General features: G+C 68.9%; 18 protein-coding genes and 2 pseudogenes. 8 read left to right on the forward strand and 12 right to left on the reverse strand.

Translation table 11 applies throughout. The features are described 5' to 3' along the window. Window positions 1-3: 3 nt before the first annotated feature. Complete coding sequence (gene metH, locus ABD156_RS30205; RefSeq protein ID WP_344281338.1) at window positions 4-3,609, forward strand: methionine synthase; 3,606 nt, start codon at window positions 4-6, stop codon at window positions 3,607-3,609. A gap of 72 nt (window positions 3,610-3,681) precedes the next feature. Here metH and ABD156_RS30210 read toward each other — a convergent pair whose 3' ends face one another. The 3 genes from ABD156_RS30210 to ABD156_RS30220 all read right to left on the reverse strand — a co-directional run bounded on the left by ABD156_RS30210 (window position 3,682) and on the right by ABD156_RS30220 (window position 6,134). Beyond that, window positions 3,682-4,320 (reverse strand): RloB family protein, encoded by a 639-nt coding sequence (locus ABD156_RS30210; RefSeq protein WP_344281341.1) that lies wholly within the window; start codon window positions 4,318-4,320, stop codon window positions 3,682-3,684. A 5-nt stretch (window positions 4,321-4,325) separates the two neighbouring features. After that, the gene (locus ABD156_RS30215; protein WP_344281344.1) at window positions 4,326-5,606 is read right to left on the reverse strand and encodes an AAA family ATPase; all 1,281 of its coding nucleotides are present in this window, start codon (window positions 5,604-5,606) and stop codon (window positions 4,326-4,328) included. A 114-nt stretch (window positions 5,607-5,720) separates the two neighbouring features. After that, on the reverse strand, window positions 5,721-6,134 hold the full coding sequence (locus tag ABD156_RS30220) for a MarR family winged helix-turn-helix transcriptional regulator (protein ID WP_344281346.1): 414 nt from the start codon (window positions 6,132-6,134) through the stop codon (window positions 5,721-5,723). A gap of 59 nt (window positions 6,135-6,193) precedes the next feature. On the opposite strand from ABD156_RS30220, the gene ABD156_RS30225 reads away from it, so the two are divergent. The 5 genes and pseudogenes from ABD156_RS30225 (at window position 6,194) to ABD156_RS30245 (ending at window position 9,523) form a co-directional block, all read left to right on the forward strand. Then, complete coding sequence (locus ABD156_RS30225; RefSeq protein WP_344281349.1) at window positions 6,194-6,712, forward strand: DUF6790 family protein; 519 nt, start codon at window positions 6,194-6,196, stop codon at window positions 6,710-6,712. A gap of 533 nt (window positions 6,713-7,245) precedes the next feature. Beyond that, window positions 7,246-7,866 (forward strand): annotated as a pseudogene (locus ABD156_RS30230) (glutamate synthase-related protein); the annotation flags it as partial. Between the two features lie 79 nt (window positions 7,867-7,945). Next, complete coding sequence (locus tag ABD156_RS30235) at window positions 7,946-8,350, forward strand: glutamate synthase-related protein (protein ID WP_344281479.1); 405 nt, start codon at window positions 7,946-7,948, stop codon at window positions 8,348-8,350. 385 nt (window positions 8,351-8,735) lie between these two features. Beyond that, window positions 8,736-9,110: an STAS domain-containing protein gene (locus ABD156_RS30240; RefSeq protein WP_344281352.1), complete on the forward strand. Its 375-nt coding sequence runs from the start codon at window positions 8,736-8,738 to the stop codon at window positions 9,108-9,110. Window positions 9,111-9,112: 2 nt separating this feature from the next. Then, entirely contained in the window at window positions 9,113-9,523 is a 411-nt protein-coding gene (locus ABD156_RS30245) for an ATP-binding protein (protein WP_344281355.1), read from the forward strand. A gap of 195 nt (window positions 9,524-9,718) precedes the next feature. On the opposite strand, the gene ABD156_RS30250 is transcribed toward ABD156_RS30245, so the two are convergent. From ABD156_RS30250 to ABD156_RS30280, 7 genes are all read right to left on the reverse strand, one after another. Next, on the reverse strand, window positions 9,719-11,332 hold the full coding sequence (locus tag ABD156_RS30250; protein ID WP_344281482.1) for an AMP-binding protein: 1,614 nt from the start codon (window positions 11,330-11,332) through the stop codon (window positions 9,719-9,721). A 408-nt stretch (window positions 11,333-11,740) separates the two neighbouring features. Next, window positions 11,741-12,157 (reverse strand): contact-dependent growth inhibition system immunity protein, encoded by a 417-nt coding sequence (locus ABD156_RS30255; protein ID WP_344281359.1) that lies wholly within the window; start codon window positions 12,155-12,157, stop codon window positions 11,741-11,743. Window positions 12,158-12,283: 126 nt separating this feature from the next. Next, window positions 12,284-14,413, reverse strand: a complete 2,130-nt coding sequence (locus ABD156_RS30260; RefSeq protein ID WP_344281362.1) for a transglycosylase domain-containing protein — start codon at window positions 14,411-14,413, stop codon at window positions 12,284-12,286. 45 nt (window positions 14,414-14,458) lie between these two features. Further along, entirely contained in the window at window positions 14,459-15,280 is an 822-nt protein-coding gene (locus ABD156_RS30265) for an ABC transporter permease (RefSeq protein WP_344281365.1), read from the reverse strand. Continuing rightward, the gene (locus tag ABD156_RS30270; RefSeq protein WP_344281367.1) at window positions 15,240-16,037 is read right to left on the reverse strand and encodes an ABC transporter ATP-binding protein; all 798 of its coding nucleotides are present in this window, start codon (window positions 16,035-16,037) and stop codon (window positions 15,240-15,242) included. Before ABD156_RS30270 ends, ABD156_RS30265 begins: the two co-directional genes overlap by 41 nt. Before the next feature lie 82 nt (window positions 16,038-16,119). Further along, the gene (locus tag ABD156_RS30275; RefSeq protein WP_344281370.1) at window positions 16,120-16,575 is read right to left on the reverse strand and encodes a MarR family winged helix-turn-helix transcriptional regulator; all 456 of its coding nucleotides are present in this window, start codon (window positions 16,573-16,575) and stop codon (window positions 16,120-16,122) included. A gap of 70 nt (window positions 16,576-16,645) precedes the next feature. Further along, entirely contained in the window at window positions 16,646-17,281 is a 636-nt protein-coding gene (locus tag ABD156_RS30280; RefSeq protein ID WP_377928023.1) for a LysE/ArgO family amino acid transporter, read from the reverse strand. A 40-nt stretch (window positions 17,282-17,321) separates the two neighbouring features. On the opposite strand from ABD156_RS30280, the gene ABD156_RS30285 reads away from it, so the two are divergent. After that, window positions 17,322-18,206: a LysR family transcriptional regulator ArgP gene (locus ABD156_RS30285; protein WP_344281376.1), complete on the forward strand. Its 885-nt coding sequence runs from the start codon at window positions 17,322-17,324 to the stop codon at window positions 18,204-18,206. Between the two features lie 73 nt (window positions 18,207-18,279). Then, window positions 18,280-22,440: a tetratricopeptide repeat protein gene (locus tag ABD156_RS30290; protein ID WP_344281379.1), complete on the forward strand. Its 4,161-nt coding sequence runs from the start codon at window positions 18,280-18,282 to the stop codon at window positions 22,438-22,440. 4 nt (window positions 22,441-22,444) lie between these two features. Here the strand turns inward: ABD156_RS30290 and ABD156_RS30295 are convergent. Beyond that, window positions 22,445-22,726: pseudogene (locus ABD156_RS30295) on the reverse strand (AMP-binding enzyme); the annotation flags it as partial. Window positions 22,727-22,743: 17 nt separating this feature from the next. After that, window positions 22,744-24,816, reverse strand: coding sequence for an AMP-binding protein (locus ABD156_RS30300; RefSeq protein ID WP_344281382.1), 2,073 nt, complete (start codon window positions 24,814-24,816; stop codon window positions 22,744-22,746). Between the last annotated feature and the right edge of the window lie 168 nt (window positions 24,817-24,984).

Below are 24,984 nucleotides of genomic sequence, written 5' to 3' on the forward strand. Positions count from 1 at the left end.
GCGATGACCCAGAACCTGCGGAACCTGCTCGACCAGCGCGTCGTCGTGCTCGACGGGGCCTGGGGCACGATGCTGCAGGGCGCCGGTCTCGCTCCCGAGGACTACCGGGCGGACTGGCTCGAAGGGCACGAGAAGGACGTCACCGGCGACCCGGACCTGCTGAACCTCACGCGGCCGGACGTCGTGCTCGACGTGCACCGCCAGTACCTCGCCGCGGGCGCGGACATCACCACCACCAACACGTTCACCGCCACCAGCATCGGCCAGGCCGACTACGGCCTGCAGGACCGCGTGCGCGAGATGAACCTGCGCGCCGCGGAACTCGCGCGCCAGGCCGCGAACGAGTTCGACAACCGGTTCGTCGCCGGGTCGATCGGCCCGCTGAACGTCACGCTGTCGCTGTCGCCGCGCGTCGAGGACCCGGCGTACCGCGCGGTCACCTACGAAGACGTCAAAGCCTCGTACGCCGAGCAGATCCAGGCGCTCGCCGACGGCGGCGTCGACCTGCTGATGATCGAGACGATCTTCGACACCCTCAACTGCAAGGCCGCGATCACCGCGGCCCGCGAGGTCGCGCCGCACCTGCCGCTGTGGATTTCGGTGACCATCGTCGACCTGTCCGGGCGCACCCTGTCCGGCCAGACCGTCGAGGCGTTCTGGACCTCCGTCGCGCACGCGCGCCCGATGGTCGTCGGCGTCAACTGTTCGCTCGGCGCCGCCGAAATGCGGCCGCACGTGGAGGAACTGGCGAAACTCGCCGACACCTACACCGCGTGCCACCCGAACGCGGGCCTGCCCAACGCCTTCGGCGGCTACGACCAGACGCCCGAGGAAACCGGCGGCATGCTCGGCGAATTCGCCGGAGCCGGGATGGTCAACATCGTCGGCGGCTGCTGCGGCACCTCGCCCGCGCACATCGCCAAGATCGCCGAGGCCGTCAAGGGCCTTCCGCCGCGGCCGGTGCCCGCGCACGAGGCGAGCACGCGGTTTTCCGGCCTCGAACCGTTCAAGATCGGCGCGGACACCGGGTTCGTGATGATCGGCGAGCGCACCAACGTCACCGGTTCGGCGAAGTTCCGCCGGCTCATCGAGGCGGGCGACCACCAGGCGGCGGTGGACGTCGCGCTGGAGCAGGTCCGCGGCGGCGCGAACCTGCTCGACGTCAACTTCGACGCCGACCTGCTCGAATCCGAGCAGGAGATGACGACATTCCTCAACCTCATCGCCACCGAGCCCGAGGTCGCGCGCATCCCGGTGATGGTCGACAGCTCGCGGTGGAGCGTGCTGGAGGCCGGGCTCCGCTGCGTGCAGGGCAAGGGCGTGGTCAACTCGATCAGCCTCAAGGAGGGCGAGGGCCCGTTCCTGGAGCAGGCCCGGCGCATCCACGACTACGGCGCCGGCGTCGTGGTGATGGCCTTCGACGAAAAGGGCCAGGCCGACACGGTCGAGCGCAAGGTCGAAATCTGTTCCCGCGCTTACGATCTGCTCACTCGCGAGGCCGGTTTCGCCGGCGAGGACATCATTTTCGACCCGAACGTGCTCGCCGTCGCCACCGGCATCAGCGAGCACAACGGGTACGCGAAGGCGTTCATCGAGGCGCTGCCGCTGATCAAGGAACGCTGTCCGGGCGCGCACACCTCCGGCGGCATCTCGAACCTGTCGTTTTCCTTCCGCGGCAACAACGTCGTGCGCGAGGCGATGCACTCGGCGTTCCTGTTCCACGCCGTGCGCGCCGGGCTCGACATGGGCATCGTCAACGCCGGCCAGCTCGCGGTGTACGAGGACATCCCGAAGGACCTGCTGGAACTGGTCGAGGACGTCCTGTTCGACCGCCGCGAGGACGCCACCGACCGGCTCGTGGAGTTCGCCGAGACGGTCAAGGGCAGCGGCACCAAGCGCGTCGTCGACCTGTCCTGGCGCGAGAATCCGGTGGCGGAACGGCTTTCGCACGCGCTGGTGCACGGCATCGTGGACTTCATCGAGGACGACACCGAGGAGGCCCGGCAGAAGTTCGACCGGCCGCTCGAGGTGATCGAAGGCCCGCTGATGGACGGCATGAAGATCGTCGGCGACCTGTTCGGCTCCGGGAAGATGTTCCTGCCGCAGGTCGTGAAGAGCGCGCGGGTGATGAAGCGTTCGGTGGCCTACCTCGAGCCGTACATGGAGGCGGAGAAGGCCAAAATGCAGGCCGAGGGCCGCTTCGAGACCACTCGCGGGCAGGGCAAGGTCGTGCTCGCCACGGTGAAGGGCGACGTGCACGACATCGGCAAGAACATCGTCGGCGTCGTGCTGGGCTGCAACAACTACGAGGTGATCGACCTCGGCGTGATGGTGCCCGCGGCGAAGATCCTCGACACCGCGGTCGCCGAGCACGCGGACGTCGTCGGGCTGTCCGGGCTGATCACGCCGTCGCTGGACGAGATGGTGTCGGTGGCGCAGGAAATGCAGCGGCGCGGGCTCAAGCTGCCGCTGCTGATCGGCGGCGCGACCACGTCGAAACAGCACACCGCGGTGAAGATCGCGCCGGCGCACGACCACACGACGGTGCACGTGCTCGACGCGTCGCGAGTGGTCGGCGTGGTGTCCGACCTGCTCGACACCGACCGTGCGGACGCGCTGGACACCGCCAACCGCGCCGAACAGCAGCGGCTGCGCGTCCAGCACGAAAACCGGCACTCGACGCCGATGCTGACTGTCGAACAGGCCCGGGCGAACGCCGAGAAGGTGTCGTTCGACGAGATCCCGACGCCGGAGTTCACCGGCGTGCGCGTGGCCGAACCGTCGATTCCCGAGCTGCGCGAGATGATCGACTGGCAGTTCCTGTTCCTGGCCTGGGAACTCAAGGGCAAGTACCCGGCGATCCTCGACCAGCCGGTCGCGCGCGAGCTGTTCGACGACGCGAACCAGCTGCTGGACGAGATCATCGAGAACGGCTCGTTCACCGCGCGCGGCGCGTACGCGTTCTGGCCCGCGCATTCCGAGGGCGACGACATCCTGCTCGACGGCGAGTATTCGGACTGGAAGTTCCCGATGCTGCGCCAGCAGACGCAGAAGCCGGAAGGCCGCGCGAACCGGTGCCTCGCCGACTACATCGCCCCCGCCGGTTTCGGCGACCACCTGGGCGGATTCGCCGTCGGCATCCACGGCGCGGAGGACCTGGCTCGCAAGTACGAGGCCGAACACGACGACTACCGGGCGATCATGGTGAAGGCGCTGGCCGACCGGCTGGCCGAGGCGTTCGCCGAGTACCTGCACCTGGAGGCCCGCCGCCGCTGGTTCGAGCCGGACGTGCAGCCGGATTTGGCGGACCTGCACGCGGAACGCTTCCGCGGCATCCGCCCCGCGCTCGGCTACCCGGCGAGCCCGGACCACAGCGAGAAGAAGGACCTGTTCTCGCTGCTGGGCGCCGACGAGCTGGGAATCGGGCTGACCGAGTCGTACGCGATGACCCCGGCCGCGGCGGTGAGCGGGCTGATCTTCGCGCATCCGGACTCGCGGTACTTCACGGTCGGCCGCCTAGGGCGCGACCAGATGGAGGACTACGCGGTCCGGCGCGGCGAGGAACTGTCCGAAGTGGAGCGGTGGCTGCGGCCTAATCTGGCTTACTGAGCCGTCTTGGGGGAATGACCGGTGCGGTCGTTCCCCTTTTTCTTCAGAGTTCTGGTGGTTCGCTCTGTGCCGTCAGGGGCAGTCAGGGCCAGCCGCAGGCTGGTCGCCTTCGACGGCGTGCAGGAACGCGTTCATGCCGGACGACGGGTTGTCGTGCGGAAATCTCGTGCCGTCGCGGCGATGACGCTTCTCCAGGACGACAGCGCGGCGTACGGCTTGCGTGCGCAACGGCAGGTACTGGGAAGCGTCGATGCTTTTGCCCGCCCGCTTGTCCAGCGCGCGGCTCGCCCGCTCGATGTCCGCGGTCGTGCAAAACTTGTCGAAGTCTTTGTGGTGCAGCACCAGCCAGATTTCAAAGCACGGGTTCGAGATAGCCAGGCCGATGCCGTGCTTGCGGGCCAGGGAAACCGCGGTTTCGAGGTGCGGGTGATTTCTGGGCCATTCGACGTCGAAGATGCACCAGCACTCGTCGATTTCAGGATCCTTGCCACGCTCGACCGCAAGCCGAACGAGCGTGAGCGGCACTCCGTGCTGGGGATGCAACTCGAGGTTCAGCGCGACGTCGCGAGCGATGTGCGGAAGCCGCTTCAACCCGTTGACGTAGTCCGGCTCTGAGTTCTTTCCTTCGGTGAAGACCGCGATTGTCCGCCGCTCCGGCCGCTTCGCGGTAGCGCGCTTCAGTGATTTGGCTTGTGTTCTGCGGGGAGACAATGCCGTCAGCCGATCAGTCCGAGCGAGCGGAGGAAGTCTGCTTGGTCCACTTGCGGAAGTGCTCCGAATCGGCCGTGCAGATAGGCGGTCTCCAGGTTCTGCGACTTGCGGACTCGCTCTCCGGCGAATTCGGCGAGCGCTCCCAGCCGGGTGGCGCCGCGCGAGTTTTTCTCGGTGAGCCAGACCTCGTCCCGGTTGAGATGGTTGAGCAGGTTCGTGTCGTGGGAGGTGAAGACAAGCTGGGCGCCGAGCGGGTTGGTGCCCGGGTCGTGGAACAGTTGGACCAGTTGCGCGGACAGTGTCGGATGCAGGCTGGCATCGAGTTCGTCGAACAACAGCAGAGATCCCTCGTGCAGTGCGGTCAGAACCGGGCCGATGAGATGAAACCAGGTTCTGGTTCCATCGGACTCCGCCGCGAACTCCAGCGACGCACGCTCGTCGGCGATGCGGTGCACGAGCCGGATTCGCCGGCTGAGCGGTTCGAGTTCCGTCTGGCCCGGATCGATCACGACGTCGTCGATGCCCAGGTCCGCGAGTCGCAAAAGCGCCAGCGCGCGTTCCCGGTCACTGTCGCTCCGGACATGCGGAAATGCGCCTTCCTCGAAGAGGGACGGTTGGTCGGATTCCTGGAAGAACCGAAAGGTCGATCGCAGCTGATGGGTGGATGGCGGCCTCCCGTCGCGATTTCGTGCCGTGCCGTGCCTGCGGACCGGCCCGAGGGTTTGCGTGCGCACGATTGTCCGCGAAAAGTCGGAAACCAACGGCTCGTCGAATCGGCGTGCGATGGACAGGGCCAGCGTTCGCTCGGTCAGAAGCTCTCGGGTTCCGGAAAGCTTGCCGAGTCCGCGCTGGAGCTTCAGTTCCTGGCCCTCGCGCTCGAAAATTCGGCGCCGCTTCTTTTCCGGGTAGTGGAAGAGTCCCTCGTAGCGCACCTTGGCGGCATCCAATTCGAGGACGTACTCGAACCGTACTCCGTCGATCGTGGACTCGACTGTGAACTGGCTGGGAGCGGTGGGGCCGGTGCCGAAGGCGAACGGCTCGACCGGGATCTCCTCGTCCCATGTCCGCAGGGAATGCTGCACGGCGTCGCGAAGCCAGGCGAAGGCCGCGATGATGTTGGACTTTCCGGATGCGTTGGGGCCGAACACTGCTGCCACCGGCAGCAGGCTTTCGCCGAGCAGCGGCTCCTCCCTCGCGGCTTCGCGGTCCCGGTCGATCGCGACCATGGACAGCTCCACAGGGTCGTCGATCGACCGGTAGTTCGAGGCCTCGAAGCGGATCAACATGGACTCAGCATAGCTCCCTTCTCGCGGTAATGTTGCAGGAAGGACCCTGATTTCGTCAGATAAAGACGAATATGACCCTCTGTCGACACCTGTGGCGTCGTCAGGTTAGTCGGCTCAGGACAGCAGTTCCGCGAGCCGCTCGGTGTCGCGCAGGTACTGCTCGTACGGAAAGCCCGCCTTCAGCAAAGCCTCGCGGAACTCGTCCCGGAGCGGCTTTCCCGTGTCGTGGAAGGCCGCGCGGCCCGCGTCGGTGAGGGTGACCAGCCGTCGTCGGGCGTGTTCGGGGTCTTGGCGCACCTGCACGAGCCCGGCCGATTCCAGGGGGCGCAGCGCGCGGCTGATCGCCGGGTCGGATACCGACATCGCCTGCGCCAGCTGATGCTGCGTCGCGGGTTCGATGTCTTCCACTGTGCCCAGCAGCCGCAGCTGGCTGTACGTCAATCCGCCTGAGCCGTCCGCGCGCTGTCGCGCGGCTTCGCCCAGGAGGAACACCACTCGATGCAGCGCTTCGGCAAGTCCGTCGTCCACGAAGGCGAGCCTACCAGGAGTGTTGACGAGTTAATATTAACTATGCAAGACTCATCGGCATGGAGATCCCTTACGTCGCTCAGACCCTGTTCCCCCTGATCTGGCCGCTGATCGCGGTCGTCGGTGCGCTGGTCCGCACCCGGAAGAGCCCTTCGCCGCAGGCCAGACTCGAAACCTGGCAGCGGTGGTGGGCCGTCGCCGCGCTCGGGTGCGGCAGCTTGTGGATGGTCCTCGCGTTCCTCGGCGCGCCGGGCGTGATGGCCGAGACCATCGGATTCGCCCCGTCGGCGTTCCAGTTCGAGATCGCGTTCGCCAACCTCGGGCTCGCGGTGATGGGCTTCCGCGCCGCCTCGGCCTCGGCGACCGCCCGGGAACGCATCACCGTCGGTCTCGGGGCCGGGATGTTCCTGTGGGGCGCGCTGATCGGCCACGTGTACCAGTGGTTCGCGAACGGCGACCACGCGCCGGGCAACACCGGCGGCGTCCTGGTCTGCGACCTGCTGTTCCCGGCGGTGCTGATCGTCCTCGCGGTTCGCTCGAAGCGGCTGGCCGCGGCCAAGCAGCCGGAGCTGGTCTAGCCGACCTGCGCGGCTTGGCGGCGGGGTTTAGTTTCTACGCCGTGGCAAGACTCAGTGTGGTCCGATTCGGACTGGTCGCGGGGCTGGCCGTGCTCGCGGCCGGGGCAGTGGCGCTCAGCGCGGCGGTGTCGGCGTGGTGGTGGTTCCTGGCGGCGCCGTTGCTGGTGCTCGCGGCGACCGGGGCGTACGACGTGACCCAGCGGCGGCATTCGGTCCTGCGGAACTATCCGGTGCTCGGGCACCTGCGGTTCCTGCTCGAAAGCATCCGGCCGGAATTGCAGCAGTATTTCGTGGAACGCAACTTCGACGGTCGCCCTTACGACCGTGACGTCCGGTCCATAGTGTATCAGCGCGCCAAGGGAACGGCCGCGGAGGAACCATTCGGCACCGAGCGCGACGTGTACGCCGAGGGATACGAATTCCTCGTCCCGTCACTCGCGCCGGTGCCGGTTCCGGATACTGCGCCGCGGGTTCGGGTCGGCGGGCCGGACTGTACCCGGCCGTACGAGATGGCTTTGCTGAACGTGTCCGCGATGAGCTTCGGTTCCTTGTCCAGCAACGCAATCCTCGCGCTGAACCAGGGAGCCGTCCGCGGCGGATTCGCCCACGACACCGGCGAGGGCGGGCTGTCGGAGTATCACCTCCGCGGCGGCGGCGACCTGATCTGGGAAATCGGCACCGGGTACTTCGGCTGCCGAACCTCGGACGGCGATTTCGATCCCTCGACCTTCGCCGACAAAGCCGCGCACGATTCGGTGAAATGCGTTTCGCTCAAACTTTCGCAAGGCGCTAAGCCCGGGATGGGCGGGGTGCTTCCGGGAACCAAGGTGAACGCGGAAATCGCCCGGGTGCGCGAAGTTCCTTTAGGGGAGACCGTGGTTTCCCCGCCGTATCATCGGGTGTTCTCGACGCCGCGGGAACTCGTGCTGTTCATTGCCCGGATGCGCGAGTTGGCCGGCGGGAAACCGACTGGGTTCAAACTGTGTGTCGGTTCGCGGGTGCAGGTGCTGGCGGTGTGCAAGGCGATGCTGGCTGAAGGGGTCACGCCGGATTTCATCGTGGTCGACGGCGCGGAAGGCGGCACCGGCGCCGCTCCGCTGGAGTTCGCGGATCACCTCGGCACGCCGCTCACCGAGGGCTTGCACACTGTCCACAACGCACTGGTCGGCACCGGATTGCGGGACCGGATCCGGCTCGGGGCGAGCGGAAAGGTCGCGACGGGGGGCGGACGTGGTGAAGCGGCTGATCCAGGGCGCGGACTACACGAACGCGGCGCGGGCGATGATGTTCGCGGTGGGGTGCATCCAGTCGCAGCGGTGCCATACGAACAAGTGCCCGGTGGGGGTCGCGACGCAGGATCCGCGCCGGGGGCGGGCGCTGGACGTGGGGGACAAGACCGAGCGGGTGCGGCGTTATCAGGAGGCCACGGTCGCGTCGGCGATGCGGATCATGGCGGCGATGGGGGTTTCGGATCCGGCGGAGCTTTCGCCGCGGTTGCTACGACGGCGGGTGGATGCGCGGACGGTGCTGTCGTATGCGGAGTGGTACGACTGGCTGTCGCCGGGGGAGTTGCTGGGAGAGCCGCCGAAGGGCTGGGCAGAGGAATGGGCAGCGGCCGATCCGGACCGGTTCTCCTGAGTTCTCCTAAGCGAGGGATGGTGTGTGACAGTCCGTCGGCTGGCTGACGGCGAGACGGACACGCGGCCGCGCGGATCGCTGAGCACCGGCAGGCCCGCTCGCGGTACAGCGCCTGTAACTGAAAAACCTCGACCTGGGGTCGGGCACGTCGGCCGCGCTCGCGGCATCGGGGTCCCGGCAGGCGGATCGTTTCTGGCGGATCCCCGTGATCCCGTCGAGGCACCAGGTTCGATCAGTCGCTCGGGTTGACGTGCGGTTCACCGCAAGTGGCGTGCGCCGGGCCCGCTGATGGCCGAGCGGATGCGCGGCCGGGCGGGGGTCTCGCGTAGGGGCCGACCGGCGGTCCGCTGGCGATCCGTCCTCCGATCGGGCAGGATCGGGGGCCGTGGCTTCGGCAGACGGGCAGGACATGGGCGACCTCGAGGTTTCCGTCCGGTGGCGGGGACCGGCCGCGGTCGTGACCGTGGGCGGGGAGATCGATCTGGTCACCGCGCCGGAACTCGGCGAGTTCGTGGGCGGGGTGCTCGAGCGGGAGCCCGGCGTGCTGGTCGTGGACCTGCGCGCGGTCGACTTCCTCAGCTCGTCCGGGCTCCAGGTGCTGGCCGGCGCGCATCGCCAGCTCGACGCGGGCGCGTTGCGGGTGGTGAGCACGTCTTCGATCACCTCGCGGCCGTTCACGACCACCGGACTCGACGAGTGGATCTCGCTCTTCCCCTCGGTCGACCAGGCGCTGGCCGGGGTGGCCGGAGCGGGCGGTTGACCATGGACGTGCAGGAGGACACCCGCGCACTGAGCTGTCACGGGATCGTGGCGGAACCGGGGGCGTTGCGCGCGTTGCGGCACCGGTTGCTGGCGTGGGCGTTGGAGTCGGGCATCCCGGACGACCGGGCGCACGACATCGTGCTGGCCGGGTACGAGGCGCTGGCGAACGTCGCGGATCACGCGTATCCGGGCGAGCCCGGGCTGGTGGATCTCGACGCGGTGTGCCGGCCGGGCAGCGTCGAGGTCGTGATCGCGGACCACGGCGAGTGGCGTCCGCCGGACGACACCGAGGACGATCCGGTCTCGGTGCGCGGACGCGGGTTGCTGCTGGTGCAGGCGACGGCGGATCGGGCGGATGTGCGGACCAGCTCGGACGGCACGGTGGTCACGTTGGGATGGCAGCTGGACTGAGGACCGGTTTCGCCTGGTTCCCTCGGGGCGGGCGACGGTTGCGGCTGGACCAGGATCGGCTGGACGGGCTGGGTTTCGGCGGGCGGGCCGAGGAGTGCGGCATGGCGGTCGCATTGCGACGGCAGCTGGACCGAGGCGGTTCGGTTGAGGCGAGCGAGAATCCGGTTTCGGTGAGCGGGCCAGCGCGCGGAGAATTCAGCTCACCGGTTCGGCGGCGCGCCGTCGCAGCAGGTACCGCTGCACCTTCCCGCTCGGGTTGCGCGGCAGGTCCGGGATGAACTCCACCCGACGCGGGTATTTGTACGGTGCGGCAAGGGATTTCGCGAACTCCTGGAGTTCCTTTGCCTTCGCTTCGTCGCCGAGAACGCCGTCGTTGAGGACCACGTAAGCCGCGACAATCGAGCCCCGCGCGTCGTCCGGGGCGGCGACCACGGCGCACTCCAGCACGTCCGGGTGGCGCAGCAGTACCTCCTCGACCTCGGGACCGGCGATGTTGTATCCGGACGAGACGATCATGTCGTCGCTGCGGGCGCGGTAGTGGAAGTAGCCGTCGGAGTCGCGGACGTAGGTGTCGCCGGTCAGGTTCCAGCCGTCCTCGACGAAGACGGTTTGCCGGTCGTCGGCCAGGTAGCGGCAGCCGGTCGGGCCTTGGACGGCCAGCCGGCCGGGGGTGCCGTCGGGGACGGGGCGGCCTTCGTCGTCGACGATCTGCGCGCGATAGCCCGGGACGGCGCGGCCGGTGGCGCCGGGGCGGGCGTCCTCGTCGGCGGCGGAGATGAAGACGTGCAGCATTTCGGTGCTGCCGATGCCGTCGATGAGCCAGTGGCCGGTCGCCTCGTGGAAGTCGGTCGCGACGGATTCGGGCAAAGCCTCGCCCGCCGATACCGCGCGGCGCAAGCCGGACAGCAGCGGCCGGCGGTCGGACGCCAGGATCGCCCGGTACGCGGTGGGCGCGGTGAACAGGACGGTCACCTGGTGCTCGGCGACGAGGTCCGCCAGCTCGGCCGGGGTGGCGCGTTCGATGAGCAGCGTCGCGGCGCCGGCGTGCAGCGGGAACACCAGCAGGCCGCCGAGGCCGAAGGTGAACGCCAGCGGGGGCGTGCCGCAGAACAGGTCGGTTTCCTGGGGTTTGACCAGGTGCCGGGAGAACGTGTCGGCGATGGCGAGCAGGTCGCGGTGGAAATGCATGGTCGCTTTGGGACGGCCGGTGGTGCCTGAGGTGAAGGCGAGGAGGGCGACGTCGTCCGCGGCGGTGTCGACGTCCTCGAAGGTCTCGGGGCGGGTGGCGCAGCGGGCGGCGAGGTCGTCGGGAGTGTCGCCGCCGTAGGGGACCAGCGGAAGATCGAAGGACTGAAGTTCGTCGGGGTACCGGTGGTCGCAGAGGGCGATGACGGGCGAGCTGGCTTCGATGATCTTCGACAGCTCGTGCGCGCGCAGCATCGGCATGGTGGCGACGGCGACCGCGCCCGCTTTCAGGACGCCGAGCCAGCACGCGGCGAGCCACGGCGTGTTCGGCCCGCGCAGCAGCACGCGGTTCCCCGGCACGACGCCTTGCGCGGTGAGCTCGTGGGCGATCTGGTTGGCGCGGGTCAGAAGCTCGCCGTAGGACCAGGATTCGGTGGGGGACAGCAGCGCGGGACGGTCCGCTCCCCAGCGCGCGATCGTGTCGTCGAGCAGGCGAGTGGCCGCGTTGAGCCGGTCTGGGTACTGCAGTTCGGGCAGGTCGAACCACAACCGCGGCCACTGCTCGAACGGCGGGAGGTGGTCCCGGCAGAACGTGTCGACATGCGCACTCGGCTGGAGCTGCACCACGTGCCCCCAATTCAGACGACGGCCATTCACGCGTCCAGCTACTGTAATACGTTTTACGACCGTCAGGAAGACGCAACATCGGACGGCGCTCGCGGGGGCACGGAGCGCAGTCGGGACCTGGTTGATTGGGGGTGCGGGCGGCTCTGGAATGGGGTGGTGGCCGGGCGCGGAGCTGCTCGAGGAAGGCGGCCATCCGGTCGGCGAGCGAAGATCGCGCTGCGGGGCACGGCTGGTTGCGGACTTCGGGCGGGCTGCGCGGAGTGCCCTGGCCGCAGGGGGCCTCGCTCCGGGCCGCAGCTGGTGCGAACTTCGCGGGGTGCCCAGGCAGGGGCGATTGCGGTGCGCAGGCCGGGGCAAAGCCCTCGGCGCGGCCGCAGGTGGTCGGGCGGCCGCGGATTCTGCCGGTCAGGAGCGGAGTTGCTCGCGGAACTTGGCGATGGGCTCGCGGAGCAGGTCGAAGTCCTCAGCGGTGGTGTCGATCGCCGCGATGACGCGTTCGAGCCGCTCGAGGTGCTCCGGGCGGGCGTGCCAGTGGGACGGCGGAACGCGCAGCGCCGACGCGAGAAGGTCGCCGGGATAGAGGTCGCCTTCGCAGAGCGGGTCCTCCTCCAGCATCGTCAGCGCTCGCGGCAGGAGAATCGGCACGCCGACGTCCTGGCCGAGCAAGAGGCGGAGGTCCTCGGCGGTGAGCAGGCCGATGGGCTTGCGCCGCAAGCGATGCACGGTTTCGATGAGCCGGGTCGCGTCGGCGGGCGGGTCTCCCCAGTCGGAGTTTTCGATCTGCTCCAGCGATGAGGCAGACCGGTCGGCTCGACGGGACACGGCTCGATCACCTCCTTCCGGCGACGATCTTCGCAGCGCGCGGCAGAGGGAAGTCCGTGAGGGGAACCCCGAGGGAATCAGAGTCCCTCAGGGTTCCCCTCACGGCGCGCGCAAAGCCAGAGCGGATCAGGCGTGGGCGTCCAGGTAGGCAGGGTCCGGGGGAGGGATCGGGACGTCTGGCTGTCCGGCCAGGAGCTGGTTCATCGCGGTGAAGTACGGCGGCGCGGCGACCGTGCCGCCGAACGCGCCGTGGCCGCAGTTGCCAAGGTGGACTGGGGTGCCGGGGCAGATTTCCTGGGGGTGGGGGCCGTCGGCGAAGACCATGGAGGACACCGCGTAGTGGTCGACCCCGCCGACGAACGCGACGGATTCGCTTTCCTGCGTGGTTCCGGTCTTGCCGATGTCCGGGTGGGTCCATCCGGCCGACTGGGCCGCGCGGGCGGACGTGCCGACGGTGGTGTCCTGGCTCAGCCCGGCCTCCAGCGTGTTCGCGACGCCGGGCGGGATCACCTGTTCGCACGCCTGCTGGTGCAGGGAAACCGGCTGGCCGTGGCGGTCGGTGACGGACAGGATCGGGTCGGGCGGGCACCACATGCCGCCGCTCATCAGGGTGGCCGAGACGTTCGCCATCTCCAAGGGGCTCACCGGGCTGTTTCCCAGCGTGAAGGACAGCAGGTTCTGGAAGTACTGCGACTGCGGTTCGTTGTATTGCGGGTTCTTCGACCGCGCGTCGGACGGGTCGGTGATCGGCTTGCTGCCCGCGTCGTTGGTCGCCATCGTGTTGCGCAGGCCCAGTTTCCGCGCCATGTCCAGCACCGCGGGCATGCCCACCTGCGCCTCCAGGCCGACGAAGGCGACGTTCGGCGACGTCGCCAATCCCGTGGCCAGCGAGATCGGGTTCGGGTAGCTCGTGCCGTCGTTGCTCACCGGATAGCAGTGCGTGTACCGGTTCATGTTGGGCGGGTTGAAACAGTCGCTGAACGGGTTCGTCAGCGGCGTGTTCAGGCCCGCTTTCCCGGTGACCATCGCCGCGGCCGAGGTGAAGATCTTGAACGACGAGCCGGCGCCGAACTTGTTGCTCGCGTCGGCCACGATGTTCGTCGACGTCTCGCCCTGGTCGGGATCGGTGCCGTAGTTGCGGTTCGCGACCATCGCGAGGACCTGGTGCCCGTCGCTGCCGGGCTGCACGATCGCGAAGGTGTTCGCGACGCCGTCCTGGGTGGTCGGCACGTTCGCGTTCACCGCGTCCTTCGTCACCTGGCTCACGTGCGGATCCATTGTGGTCTTCACGGTGTACCCGCCGGTGTCGATCTGGTCGGCGGTGAGCCCGGACTGCACGAGGTAGCGCACCGCGTACGCGCAGAAGAACCCGGCGTCCGGGGCCGCGCCGAGGCAGGTGCTCGACGGCGCCTGCGGCCGCGAACCGCTGAGGCCCAACGGAGTCGCCTTCGCGGTCGCCCCGTAGGACGCCGGGATCGAGCGCGCGGACACCATCGAATCGATCACCAGATTGCGCCGTTGGAGCGCCTTGTCCGGATGCGTGTACGGGTTGTAGACGTTGGGGTTGTTCACCATCCCGGCCAGCAACGCCGCCTGCGGCACGGTCAGTTTGTCCGCTGTCGTCCCGAAATACGCCTGCGCGGCGGCTCCGACGCCGTAGACCGTGCCGGTGTACTCGACCACGTTCAGGTAGTCGGCCAGGATGTCGTCCTTGGACACGGTCTGGCTCAGCTGCACGGCGATCTTAGCCTCGCGCAGTTTGCGCGCCAGCGAATCCTCCTGATCCCGTTGCTGCGCCGCCTTGTTGTCGCGGTCCACGACGTTCACGAGGTAGTTCTTCACGTATTGCTGGGTGAGCGTGGACGCGCCCTGCAGGTTCCCGCCGGAACTGTTGTGCACCGCGGCGCGGAGCATGCCCTGCGGGTCGACGCCGCCCTCGCTGTAGAACCGGCGGTCCTCGATGTCGACGATCGCGGCTTTCATCGCCGGGGAGATCTGCGCGGAAGTGACCGGAATGCGGTACTGCGCGTACAAAGTCGCGATCGTCCCGCCGTTCCGGTCGGTGACCGTGGTGACGAGCGGCGGCTCCGCGTGCACGAGATCGGCGGAAATGGAGTCGACGGAATCGCTCACCTGGTTGGACAGCACGCCGGCTCCGATCGCGACCGGGGCCAGCGCGCCCGCGACGAGAATCCCGGCCAGCACGCACAATCCGAGGAACGGGGCTATCCCCCTGCGACGAGACACGGTTCCCACGTTATGCCTGTCCTCGTGAGAAACCGGTGTGCGGACGAGGGTGTTTCATCGAGCCAACCTTCCGAGCAGAGCCGAAGCGACCGCGATCGCCAACGCGGTCGCACCCACTAAGACGCCGAAGTCGGCTCCGAGGTTCGCAGGGGTGCCGATCAAGAGTCCCCGCAAGGCATCGACTTGGTAACTGAGCGGGTTCGCGTGGCTCAGAACCTTGAGCCAGGACGGCATCAGGTTCACCGGATAGAGCGCGTTGGACCCGAAAAACAGCGGCATTGTGATCGCCTGGCCGATGCCCATCAGCCTTTCGCGCGAAAGCACCAAACCGGCGATAACGATCGAAAGACAGCAGAAAAAGGCCGAACCGAGCACAACGGCCACCGCGGTGCCCAGCAGCCGCAACGGATTCGCGGTGAGCCCGACGCCGAGCACCGCGGCGAGAATCACCACGATGAACGCCTGCACGAGCGCGCGCACTCCGGCCGCGAACGCCTTGCCCGCCACCAGCGCGGCGCGCGGCGTGGGCGTGACGAGCAGCTTCGCGAGGACACCCGCGTCGCGTTCCCAGATGATCTGGATGCCGTAGAAGATGGAGATGAACAGCGCGGACTGGGCGAGGATCCCCGGCGCGAGATAGTCGAGGTACGGCACCGATCCGGTCGGGATCGCGCGCAGCCGGGTGAACGTTTCGCCGAAGATGAGCAGCCACAGTGCGGGCTGGATCGCCCGGGTGAGCAGTTCGGTCTGGTCGCGGCGGAGTTTCTGCAGTTCCACCAGGCACATCGCGCCGATCCGGGAGAACAGCACGCGCAGCTGTCCCAGCGGGCCGGGGTCAGCCGAGACGGCGGGCGGTGCGGCGAGCGGCACGGACATCGCGGATCCCTCCTGTGTCGAGCGCGTTCCCGGTGACGGTCCGGAAGACGTCGTCCAAAGTGGACTCCGGGCCGAGCCCGGCTTCGAGGTCGGCCGGGGTGCCGAGCGCGCGGATCCGGCCGGTGTGCATCAGCGCGACGCGGTCGCAGTACTGCTCGGCTTCGTCCATATAGTGGGTGGTGACGAGCACGGTCATCCCGGTTTTGGCGCGGATCTCGGAAATCCGTTCCCAGACCGCGGAGCGGGCCACCGGGTCGAGGCCGATGGTGGGCTCGTCGAGGATCAGCAGACGGGGCGAGCTGACCAGTGCCTGCGCCAGTTCCAATCGGCGGATCATGCCGCCGGAGTAACGCCCGGCCGGACGGTCTGCCTCGCTCTCCAGCCCGACCAGTTCCAGTGCCTCACGCACTTGTGCAGCGCGCTGACCTCGTGGCACGTCGAAAAGCCGGGCGAACAGCGACACGTTCTCGCGGCCGGTGAGCGCGCCGTCGGCGGAAAGTTGTTGCGGGACATAGCCGATCAGCCGGCGGACGGCCATCCGGCGGCGGGCGACGTCGAGCCCGAAGACGCTGATGCGGTCCGCGGACACGGGCAGCAGCGTCGTGATCATCCGGATCGTGGTGGTTTTCCCGGCTCCGTTCGGACCGAGGAGGCCGAAGACTTCGCCGGGTTCGATGGCGAGATCCACGCCGTCGACCGCGACCGTGGTGCCGAAGGTGTGACGCAAGCCAGTGCAGCGGACAGCCGGTTCGCTCATGCCGTCGCCTCCTTGAGGAGTTTCACGCTGATTTCCTGAGCGGCGACGGCATGAATGGCAATGATTCGCTGGCAAGCTGCGCTCATGTCGTCGCCTCCTTGAGCACCTCGGTAAGCCGTTCGAGAGCGGGCAGCGCGGCGACGATCGCCGAGGTGTCCTCTTCGGACAGTTGGGTGAGCGCGGCGGAAACCAGCCCGATGCGAGTGCGCCGCCAGGCCGCCATCCGATCTCGGGCCGCGTCGGTGAGCTGCAGCCGCGCGGCGCGGCGGTCGGCCGGGTCGACTTCGCGGCGCAGCAGGCCCGCCTCGGTGAGCACGTTCACGAGCGTGCTCACCGAATTCCCGGCCAGGCTCAGTTCCCGGGCCGCCGCCGCGACGCCGATTCCCGGGTTCCGGTGCACCACGCGCAGCAGTTCCACCTGCGAGCCCGGCAGATGCGGGCCGGGCAGTTCGGCGCGCACCCGGCGGCGCACGACGCGTCGTACGCCCAGCACGGCGGTGAGGACGCGTTCGGCGAGGTCGATCCGGGGAGCGGGCATGCCGCCAAGTTAGCTCTGACTCAGAGTCATTAGCAACACTAAATGTCTCGTTCGCCGGAAGCCTGCCGGTTCATCCCCGGTGCAGAAGCAGGGCGACGCCCAGCGCGATCATCGTCGCCGCGATCACGCCGTCGAGGATCCGCCAGGCCGCGGGACGGGCGAAGACGCCGGACAGCCGCCGCGCGCCGAGGCCGAGGGCGCTGAACCAGACCGCGCTCGCGACCACCGCGCCGATGCCGAACAGCCAGCGGCTGTCGCCGTGTCCGGCCGCGACGGAGCCGACGAGGAGAACGGTGTCGAGGTAGACGTGCGGGTTGAGCCAGGTGAGCGCGAGGCAGGTGAGGAGCGTGCGCTTCGGGGAGCTCAGGTCCGCGGGCGAGACGGTCAGCGTGCCCGGCCGGAAGGCGCGGCGCGCGGCGAGGATCCCGTACCCCACAAGGAAGAGGCCGCCGACGATCGCGATCGCTTTGATCCCTGACGGCCACCGCTGCAGCACCGCCCCGATCCCGCTTACCCCGGCGGCGATGAGGATCGCGTCGGACAGCGTGCAGACGAGGATCACCGGCACGACGAGGCCGCCGCGCAGTCCTTGGCGGAGCACGAAGGCGTTCTGCGCGCCGATGGCGACGATGAGGGACATGCCGGTGCCGAACCCGGCGCTGAGCGCAGCGATCACCCCGCCGACGTTAAGAGCCGGGCCGACCATTATTCCAGGTAAAGATTCTGAACTAAGATAAGCGATCGTGATGTCCGATCTTCCGCTCGACCAGGTCCGCACCTTGCTCGCGGTGGTGGACGAGCAGTCGTTCGACCGCGCCGCGGCGGTGCTGCACGTGACGCCGCCCGCGGTGAGCCAGCGGGTGAAAGCGCTGGAACAGCGGATCGGCCGGGTGCTCGTGCTGCGGTCGAAACCCGTGCGGCTCACCGAATCCGGCGAGGTGCTGGTGCGGTTCGCGCGGCAGCTGACCCGGCTCGAAGCGGACACGCGCGCGGAACTCGGCCTCGGCGGTCCCGGCGTGGCGACGACGCTGCCGATCGCGGTCAACGCGGACTCGCTGGCCACCTGGTTCCTGTCCGCGCTCGAAGAGGTGCCTGCCGAACCGCCGGTCTCGTTCGACCTGCGCAGCGACGACCAGGACCACACCGCGGCCCTGCTGCGCGAGGGGCTGGTGATGGCCGCGATCACGGCGACGCCGCAGCCGGTGCAGGGCTGCACGGTCAGCCGGCTCGGCACGATGCGGTACCGCGCGGTGGCGTCGGCGGAGTTCGTGCGGCGCTGGCTCGACGGCGGTTCGCTGGCGGAGCGGCTGCCTGCCGCGCCGGCGGTGCTGTTCGATCGAAAGGACGATCTGCAGGACCGGTTTCTGCGCCGCCTGACCCGCCGCAAGCTGCCGGGCCGGGTGCGGCACTACATCCCGGCTTCGGTGTCCTTTGTGGACGCGGTGGCCGCGGGGCTGGGGTGGGGAATGGTGCCGGACCTGCAGCTGTCCGGGCGGGAACTGGTCGATCTCGCCCCGGACCGGGCGGTGGACGTGGCGCTGTACTGGCAGCAGTGGAAGCTCGACTCGCCGCCGCTGGCCGCGGTGGCGGAGGCGGTGGGCCGGGCGGCCAGGCGCGCGCTCGGGCCATGACCGCGGATCGGCAGACAGAACCTGTCCAGACCAGGCATGCTGTGCGCGGGCTTTGCGAAGGAAAGGGACTCCCGTGACGGAACCGGCCACCGCCGAGGCGATCGACCGGCTGAGCGACGACTGGAAGCTGGACGAGGCCGAGGAACTGGGCCGCCGGGCGGTGCGGGACTTCCCGGACGACCCGGCGCGGTGGATCGCGCTGGGGAAGGTGCAGCTGATCCAGTACCGCCGGGAAGAGGCGCTGGAGTCCTTCGCGCACGCGGTGAACTGCCCGGAGTCCCCGGCTCTGGCGGCGGCGTGGCTGGTGGCCGCGTTCAGCCAGCTCCGCCGGTTCGAGGAGGCGCACGAAGCGGCCGAAGCGGGGCTGATCCGGTTCCCGGACGACGCGGAGATCCTGCACGCCCGGGCGCGGATTTACTGCGATCAGGAGGATTGGGCGAGCGCGCTGCCGATCTTCGAACAGGCGCTGGCGGCGGATCCCGGGCGCATCGACACGGAGCGCTGGCGAGTGATGGCGCTGGCTTCGCTGAACCGGTACGAGGAAGCGGAGGCGGCCGGCCTGCGGGCGATCGAGCGGCATCCGGGAGAGCCGGATCCGCTGACGACGATGGGCTGGATGGAGGACCAGCGGGACCGCGACGAAGAGGCGCTGGCCTGGTACGAACGCGCGCTGGCGGTCGATCCGCGCAGCGAGTGGGCACTGCGGTCGAAGGTCAGCACCCTCTGGTACCTGGACCGGGCGGAGGAGGCGGAGGACGCGGCCAAGGCGGCGCTGGAGCTGCTTCCCCGCGAACCGCGGCTCCTGGCCGAGATGGGCTGGGTGGCCGATTACCGGGAGCGCGACGAGGAGGCGTTGACCTGGTTCGAACGAGCGCTGGAAATCGCTCCGCGGTTCGGCGTGGCTCATCGGTGGCGGGTGCGGAAACTGCGGCTGCTGAAGCGGTTCGGCGAAGCCGAGACGGCCCTGCGGGACGCGCTCGAAATCCGCCCCGATGACCCGGACCTGGTGAAAGAGGGCTGCTGGCTGGCCAAGGACCAGTCGCGCTTCGAGGAGGCGGTGGGCTGGGCGGACAGGCTACTGGCGGTCAAACCGCGGGACAAACTCACCTTGCTGTCGAAGGTGGACCTGCTGTGCAAGCAGCGGAAGTTCGCCGAGGCGGAGGCTGCCGCCCAGGAGGCGATCGACCTCATGCCGGGCGACGTGGGCGGTCTGCTGACAGCGGGCGAGGTGGCCGAGGACCAGTTCCGCTTCGAGGAGGCGCTGAGCTGGGCCGAGCGGGCGTTCGCCGTCGATCCGCAGGACCTGAGCGTGCTGCAGAGCCGGGTGTTCGCGCTTCGCGGGCTGCGGCGGTTCGAAGCGGCCGAGGAGGTCGTGCGAGAGGCTGTCGGACAGCATCCGGACGACCCCGCTCGCTGGGTGCTCGCCGGGTGGGTCGCCGGGGATTTGCTCCGGCACGAGGAGGCTCTCGAACGCTACGATCGGGCGCTGGCGCTGGAGCCCGCGCATCTGCCCGCGCTGCGGTCGAGAATCGAGACGCTGCGCGACCTGCGCCGTTATTCCGACGCCGAAGCGGCGGCGGAGGACGCGATCGCGCGCTGTCCGGAGAACGCGGACCTGCTGGTGCACCGGGGCTGGGTTTACAGCGAACAGCACGAATACGACCGGGCGCTGGACTGGTTCCAGCGAGCCGCCGACCTCGACCCCGGGTCCTCCTGGGCTTGGCGGTCCCGGATGTCGGCGCTGGTTTCGCTGCGCCGGCACGGCGAGGCCGAGGCGATCTTCGCGGAAGCGGTCCAGCACTGCCCGGACGAACCGGAACTGCTGATGCAACGGGCCTGGCTGGCGACCGATCGGTTCCGGTTCGACGAGGCGCTTTCGTGGTGCGAACGGGTGCTGGAGTTCGATCCGGCGCACGCTCGGGCGCTGGGGGAGCGCGTGGCTTCGCTGCGCCAGCTGCGGCGGTTCGAGGAGGCCGAAGCGGCGGCGAACGAGGCGATCGAGCTGCGTCCGGACGAGCCGGACCTCCTGGTGCAGCTGGGCTGGGTGCGCTACGACCAGTCCCGGTTCGAGGAGGCAGTGGACGCGTTCCGCCGGGCGCTGGACCTCGATCCGGGACGGGCCTGGGCGTTGCTGGCCCTGTCGGTGGCGTGCTTGCGGCTGCGCCGGTTCGACGAGGCGAAGGAGAGCGCACAGACGATCCTCGACCGGCAGCCGGGCAACCCCGCCGGCCTGATGCAGATGGCGGCGCTCTGCCGCACCCACGGCAGCGCCGAGGAAGCTCTCCAATGGTACGACCAGGTGCTGGCGGTCGACCCGAAGCACGCCAGCGCGCTGGAATGGCGGGTGACCGCGTTGCGTCGGCTGCGGCGGTTCGGCGAAGCGCGGGCCGCGGTGAAGGAAGCGATCGCGCTCTGCCCGGATACCCCTGACCTGCTGGTGGAACGCGCCTTGCTGCTGGGCGACGAGGGGCATTTCGAGGAGGCGCTGGACAGCATCCGGCAGGCCCTCGACCTCGATCCGTTGCACAGGCTGGCGCTGGAATGGCGGGTGACCGCGCTGCGGCGCCTCCGCCGGTTCCCGGAGGCTGAAGAAGCGGCGAAGGAAGCGATCGAACGGCGTCCGGACGAGCCCGACCTGCTCGTGGAAATGGGTCTGCTGCACGACGAACAGCTGAAGTACGAGGAGAGCATCGGCTGGTTCGACCGGGCGCTGCGGATCGATCCGTTCCTCGTCGACGCGATCACCGGCCGGTCTGCCGCGCTGCGCTCGCTGCGCCGCTTCGACGAGGCCGAGCGGGGCGTCGCCGAGGCGCTGGAACGGATGCCGTGGAGCCGGTCGCTGCGCGAGGAACTCGTCTGGATTTACCACGACAGCCGTCGGCTGGACGAAGCTGACCAGCAGCTCGCGTTGTTGCGGGCCGATGCCCGGAATTCCGGCGAGGAGGCCGAAACCGCGGCGCAATCGGGGTGGATCCGGTTCGCCTCGGGGGATTACCCGGCTGCGGAGGAACGGTTCCGTGCTGCGTGCGAGAAGGAGCCGGACAGCGCTGATCACCAGTTCGGTCTCGCCTGGTGCCTGGTTCGGCAGGCTACGCCGCAGCGTCGGGACGAAGCTGAGAAGCTTTGTTTTTCCGTACTGGAGAAGGAAAAGCAGTATCACGCCGCGCACACCTGCCTTGGGGTGCTCAATTTCCAGCGGCGGCAGTTCGCTCAGGCGGAGCAGCATTTCCGCCGTGCGGTCGAACTGGATCACCATCACGCCAGCTACGTCGATCTCGGCGCGCTTTACTCGCAGCTCGGCCGGTTCGACGAGGCGGAAGCGCACCTCAACGCGGCGCTGGAACGCGATTGGTTCGACGCGCAGGCGCACGTCGAACTCGGGTATCTCCATCTGCAGCAGGGAATCGACGATCCGGCGGGCAAACCGAGCGCCAGTGCCGCGCGGCATTTCCGGCAGGCGCGCCAGATCGATCCGGCCAACGGCAGCGCGAGCCTCGGGCTCGCGGTCGCGCTGATGCGGTCGGCGGGGGATTTCGTCGAGGGCGAGGACGTGCTGCAGCAAGCGTTGCGCCGCGACGACTGTGACCTGCCGCGGTGGCAATTGCTGGTGGCAGTGGCCAAATTGCTCATCGAACGCGGCGACGCCACCCAGGGACGGCAGTTCCACGCCGACGCGCTCGCTCGCGCGCAGGAGGCGATTTCCCTTGCCTCGAACGAAGCCGAACCGTACTTCGTCGCCGCCGTCGCGCGGTACAAACTGGCTGAGTCCGCCGGGGACTTTCCCGCGAAGCCGATGCAGCGGCGCAAGGCGATCCGCGATCTGCGCCGGTGCGTGAAACTCGATCCGGGGAACGTCGAGGCGCAGCGCAGCCTGCAGATCATGGAGGAAAGCCTGCGGATCACCCGGAGCAGCACGGCGGGCAGCGTCATCGTGGTGGTCGTCGGGATCGCCGCGCTGATCGCGTTGTGGGTCGCGTTCTTCTTGTCGGACAAGATCACCGGCGTCATGCTGACGACGCTCACGCCGGTGCTCGTCGGGCTGATGGTCGTGGGATTGGTGCTGCCGTTCCTGATCAGGTTGAAGCTGCCCGGCGGGGTCGAGGCAGATCTGAGCGCGAGCATCCGGCAGATCTCGTCCGGCCCGACCGGCGAGGAGACCTTCGGACCGGGCCGGTTCAGCGTCACCGCCGCCGCGTCGAGCCCCGGACCGCAGGGGCAGCTGGCGCGGTTGTGACCGTTCAGCCTTGGGTGATGGGCCAGAGGTCGTCGTTGAGGAGGCGTTTGACGATTTTTCCGGTGGCGTTGCGGGGGAGTTCGGGTACGAAGTAGACGTCGCGGGGCACGGCGAACCGGGCGAGTTTCTGGTGGATGTAGTGCCGGACGTCTTCGGCATGCATGCGCGCGCCGTGGCGGAGCACGACGTACGCGGCGAGGCGTTGGCCGAATTCGTCGTCGGGAACCCCGACCACGGCTGCGTCGGAAACACCGGGCAGCGCGGCTAAGGCTTCCTCGACCGGGCGCGTCTTGGTGAGTGAGTTCAGCCTTGGGTGATGGGCCAGAGGTCGTCGTTGAGGAGGCGCTTCACGATCTTCCCGGTGGCGTTGCGGGGAAGTTCGGGTACGAAGTAGACGTCGCGCGGCACGGCGAACCGGGCGAGTTTCTGGTGGATGTAGTGCCGGACGTCTTCGGCATGCATGCGCGCGCCGTGGCGGAGCACGACGTACGCGGCGAGCCGTTGGCCGAATTCGTCGTCGGGAACCCCGACCACGGCTGCGTCGGAAACACCGGGCAGCGCGGCCAAGGCTTCCTCCACCGGGCGCGGGAACACGTTCTCGCCGCCGGACACGATCATCTCGTCGGCCCGGCCGGTCACGAACAGCCGGCCCGAGGCGTCCTGGTAGCCGACGTCTCCGGTGGCCATCAGGTCGTGGGCGCGCGGGACGCTGGAACCGTTGGTGTAGCCGTCGAAGAGCATGTCGTTGCCGACGAAGATCTGGCCCTCGTCGCCGGGCGGGACCGGGCGGCGGTCCTCGTCCAGGATCGCCACCTGGGTGCCGGGCGGGCAGCGGCCGGCGGACGTCGGGGCGGCGCGCAGGTCCGCGGGGTCGGCGATGCTCGCCCAGGAAACCTCGGTGGAGCCGTAGAAGTTGTAGAGGACGTCGCCGAAGGTGTCCATGAACGACGTCACGAACGCGCCCGGCATCGCCGACCCGCTGCTCGCCACGATCCGCAGCGACGACAGGTCGTAGCGGTTGCGCACACGTTCGGGCAGGTCGAGGATCCGCTGCAGCATGATCGGCACCGCGAACAGCGCGTCGCAGCGGTGTTCGGCGATCGTGCGCAGCGTGTGCTCCGCGTCGAACCGGCGGATCAGCGACAGTTCCGCCCGCAGCGCCATGCCGAGTTGCATCGCGGCCAGTCCCCAGCTGTGGAACAGCGGGGCGGCCACGGCGATCTTGTCCCTGGCCCGCAACGGGATTCGCGACAAAACGGTCGCCGACGTGCTCACGCCCTTCGGCGTCGGACGGCGCGCGCCCTTCGGGGCCCCGGTGGTGCCCGAGGTCAGCACGACGATCCGGCCCTCGCGTTCGCTCGGCTTCGGGCGCGCCGTCGGGGCGTCCTGGAGCAGCTCGTCCAGCGTGCGGTAGCCCTGATCGGCGTCGTCCCACGTGCTCACGCGCGGGAATTCGCCGGGCACTGAAGCGATGATCGGCGCGAACTCGTCGTCGGCCAGTACCGCGGCGGGCGGGTGTTGCGTCAGCACTTCCTCGACGGCGGCGGGGGAGAGGCCGGTGTTGAGGAGGACGACGTCGACGCCGAGCTTGCTGCAGCCGACGAACGCCTCGACCATCGCCGCGTGGTTGCGGCACATCAGCGCGACCCGCGAACCGGCCTCGACGTCGAGCGCGGCCAGCGCGTTGGCCAGCTGGTTGCTGCGTTCGTCGATTTCGCCGAACGTGCGCGTGTTGCGCTCGTCGTGCACCGCGATGTCGTCCGCGCCGCGGGCGGTCGCGGCGAGGTATCCGCCGGCCAGTGTCGCGCCCCAGCGGGCGAAAGAACTGAGCTGCTTGACCATTTTGTCCGGCCGTCCGGCGGCCAGCACGCCCGCGCGGACCAGCGTGTTCGCCGTGCGCATCGCCGTCGCCGGCTCGTGCTCCGGCGGGTCGCCGGGCAGTCCGGACAGCTGCTGCCCGATCCGCTTCGACAGCTGCTTGAGCAGGCCTTTCACCGTGCCGCGGGCAAGCAGGCCGGAGTGTTCCGGCGGCAGCGACGGGAGCATCATCCGCAGCACGATCTCGGTGCCGCCGCGCGGGACCGGGCGCAGTTCGACCGACACCCACGTCCGCTCGTCCGGCAGCCCGCACCAGACGACGTGCTCGCCCGGCCGGTACACCGCCGCGTGGATGGTGCCCTCGGTCATGGTTTCCCGGTCCGGGGCCAGCCGGATCAGGCAATGCGGGCCGCGGCCGCGTTCGGCGGGCACGGTGACCTCGCACCAGCTGATCGCCGGGACGAACCTCGGGTAGAGCTCGGGGGTGCCGACGATCTGCCACACCTGTTCGGGCGAGTGCCCGACCACCGCACTCGCCTCGACTACATCGTCTCGCATCGCGATCCGCCTCGCCGCCGCACGCGTGTGGGCTCCCCGGTCCTTTCCGGACGCGTGTGTTCAGGTTGCGGGGACGCTACCAGGCACGAGAGGCCTGGGGTACTCCGAAAGACCGGAAATCCAACCAGGTGGGAATTTTCTTGCGGCGTTTTACCCGCCGTCGACGGG

The sequence above is a fragment of the Amycolatopsis albidoflavus genome (genome assembly GCF_039525725.1).
Lineage (GTDB): Bacteria > Actinomycetota > Actinomycetes > Mycobacteriales > Pseudonocardiaceae > Amycolatopsis > Amycolatopsis albidoflava.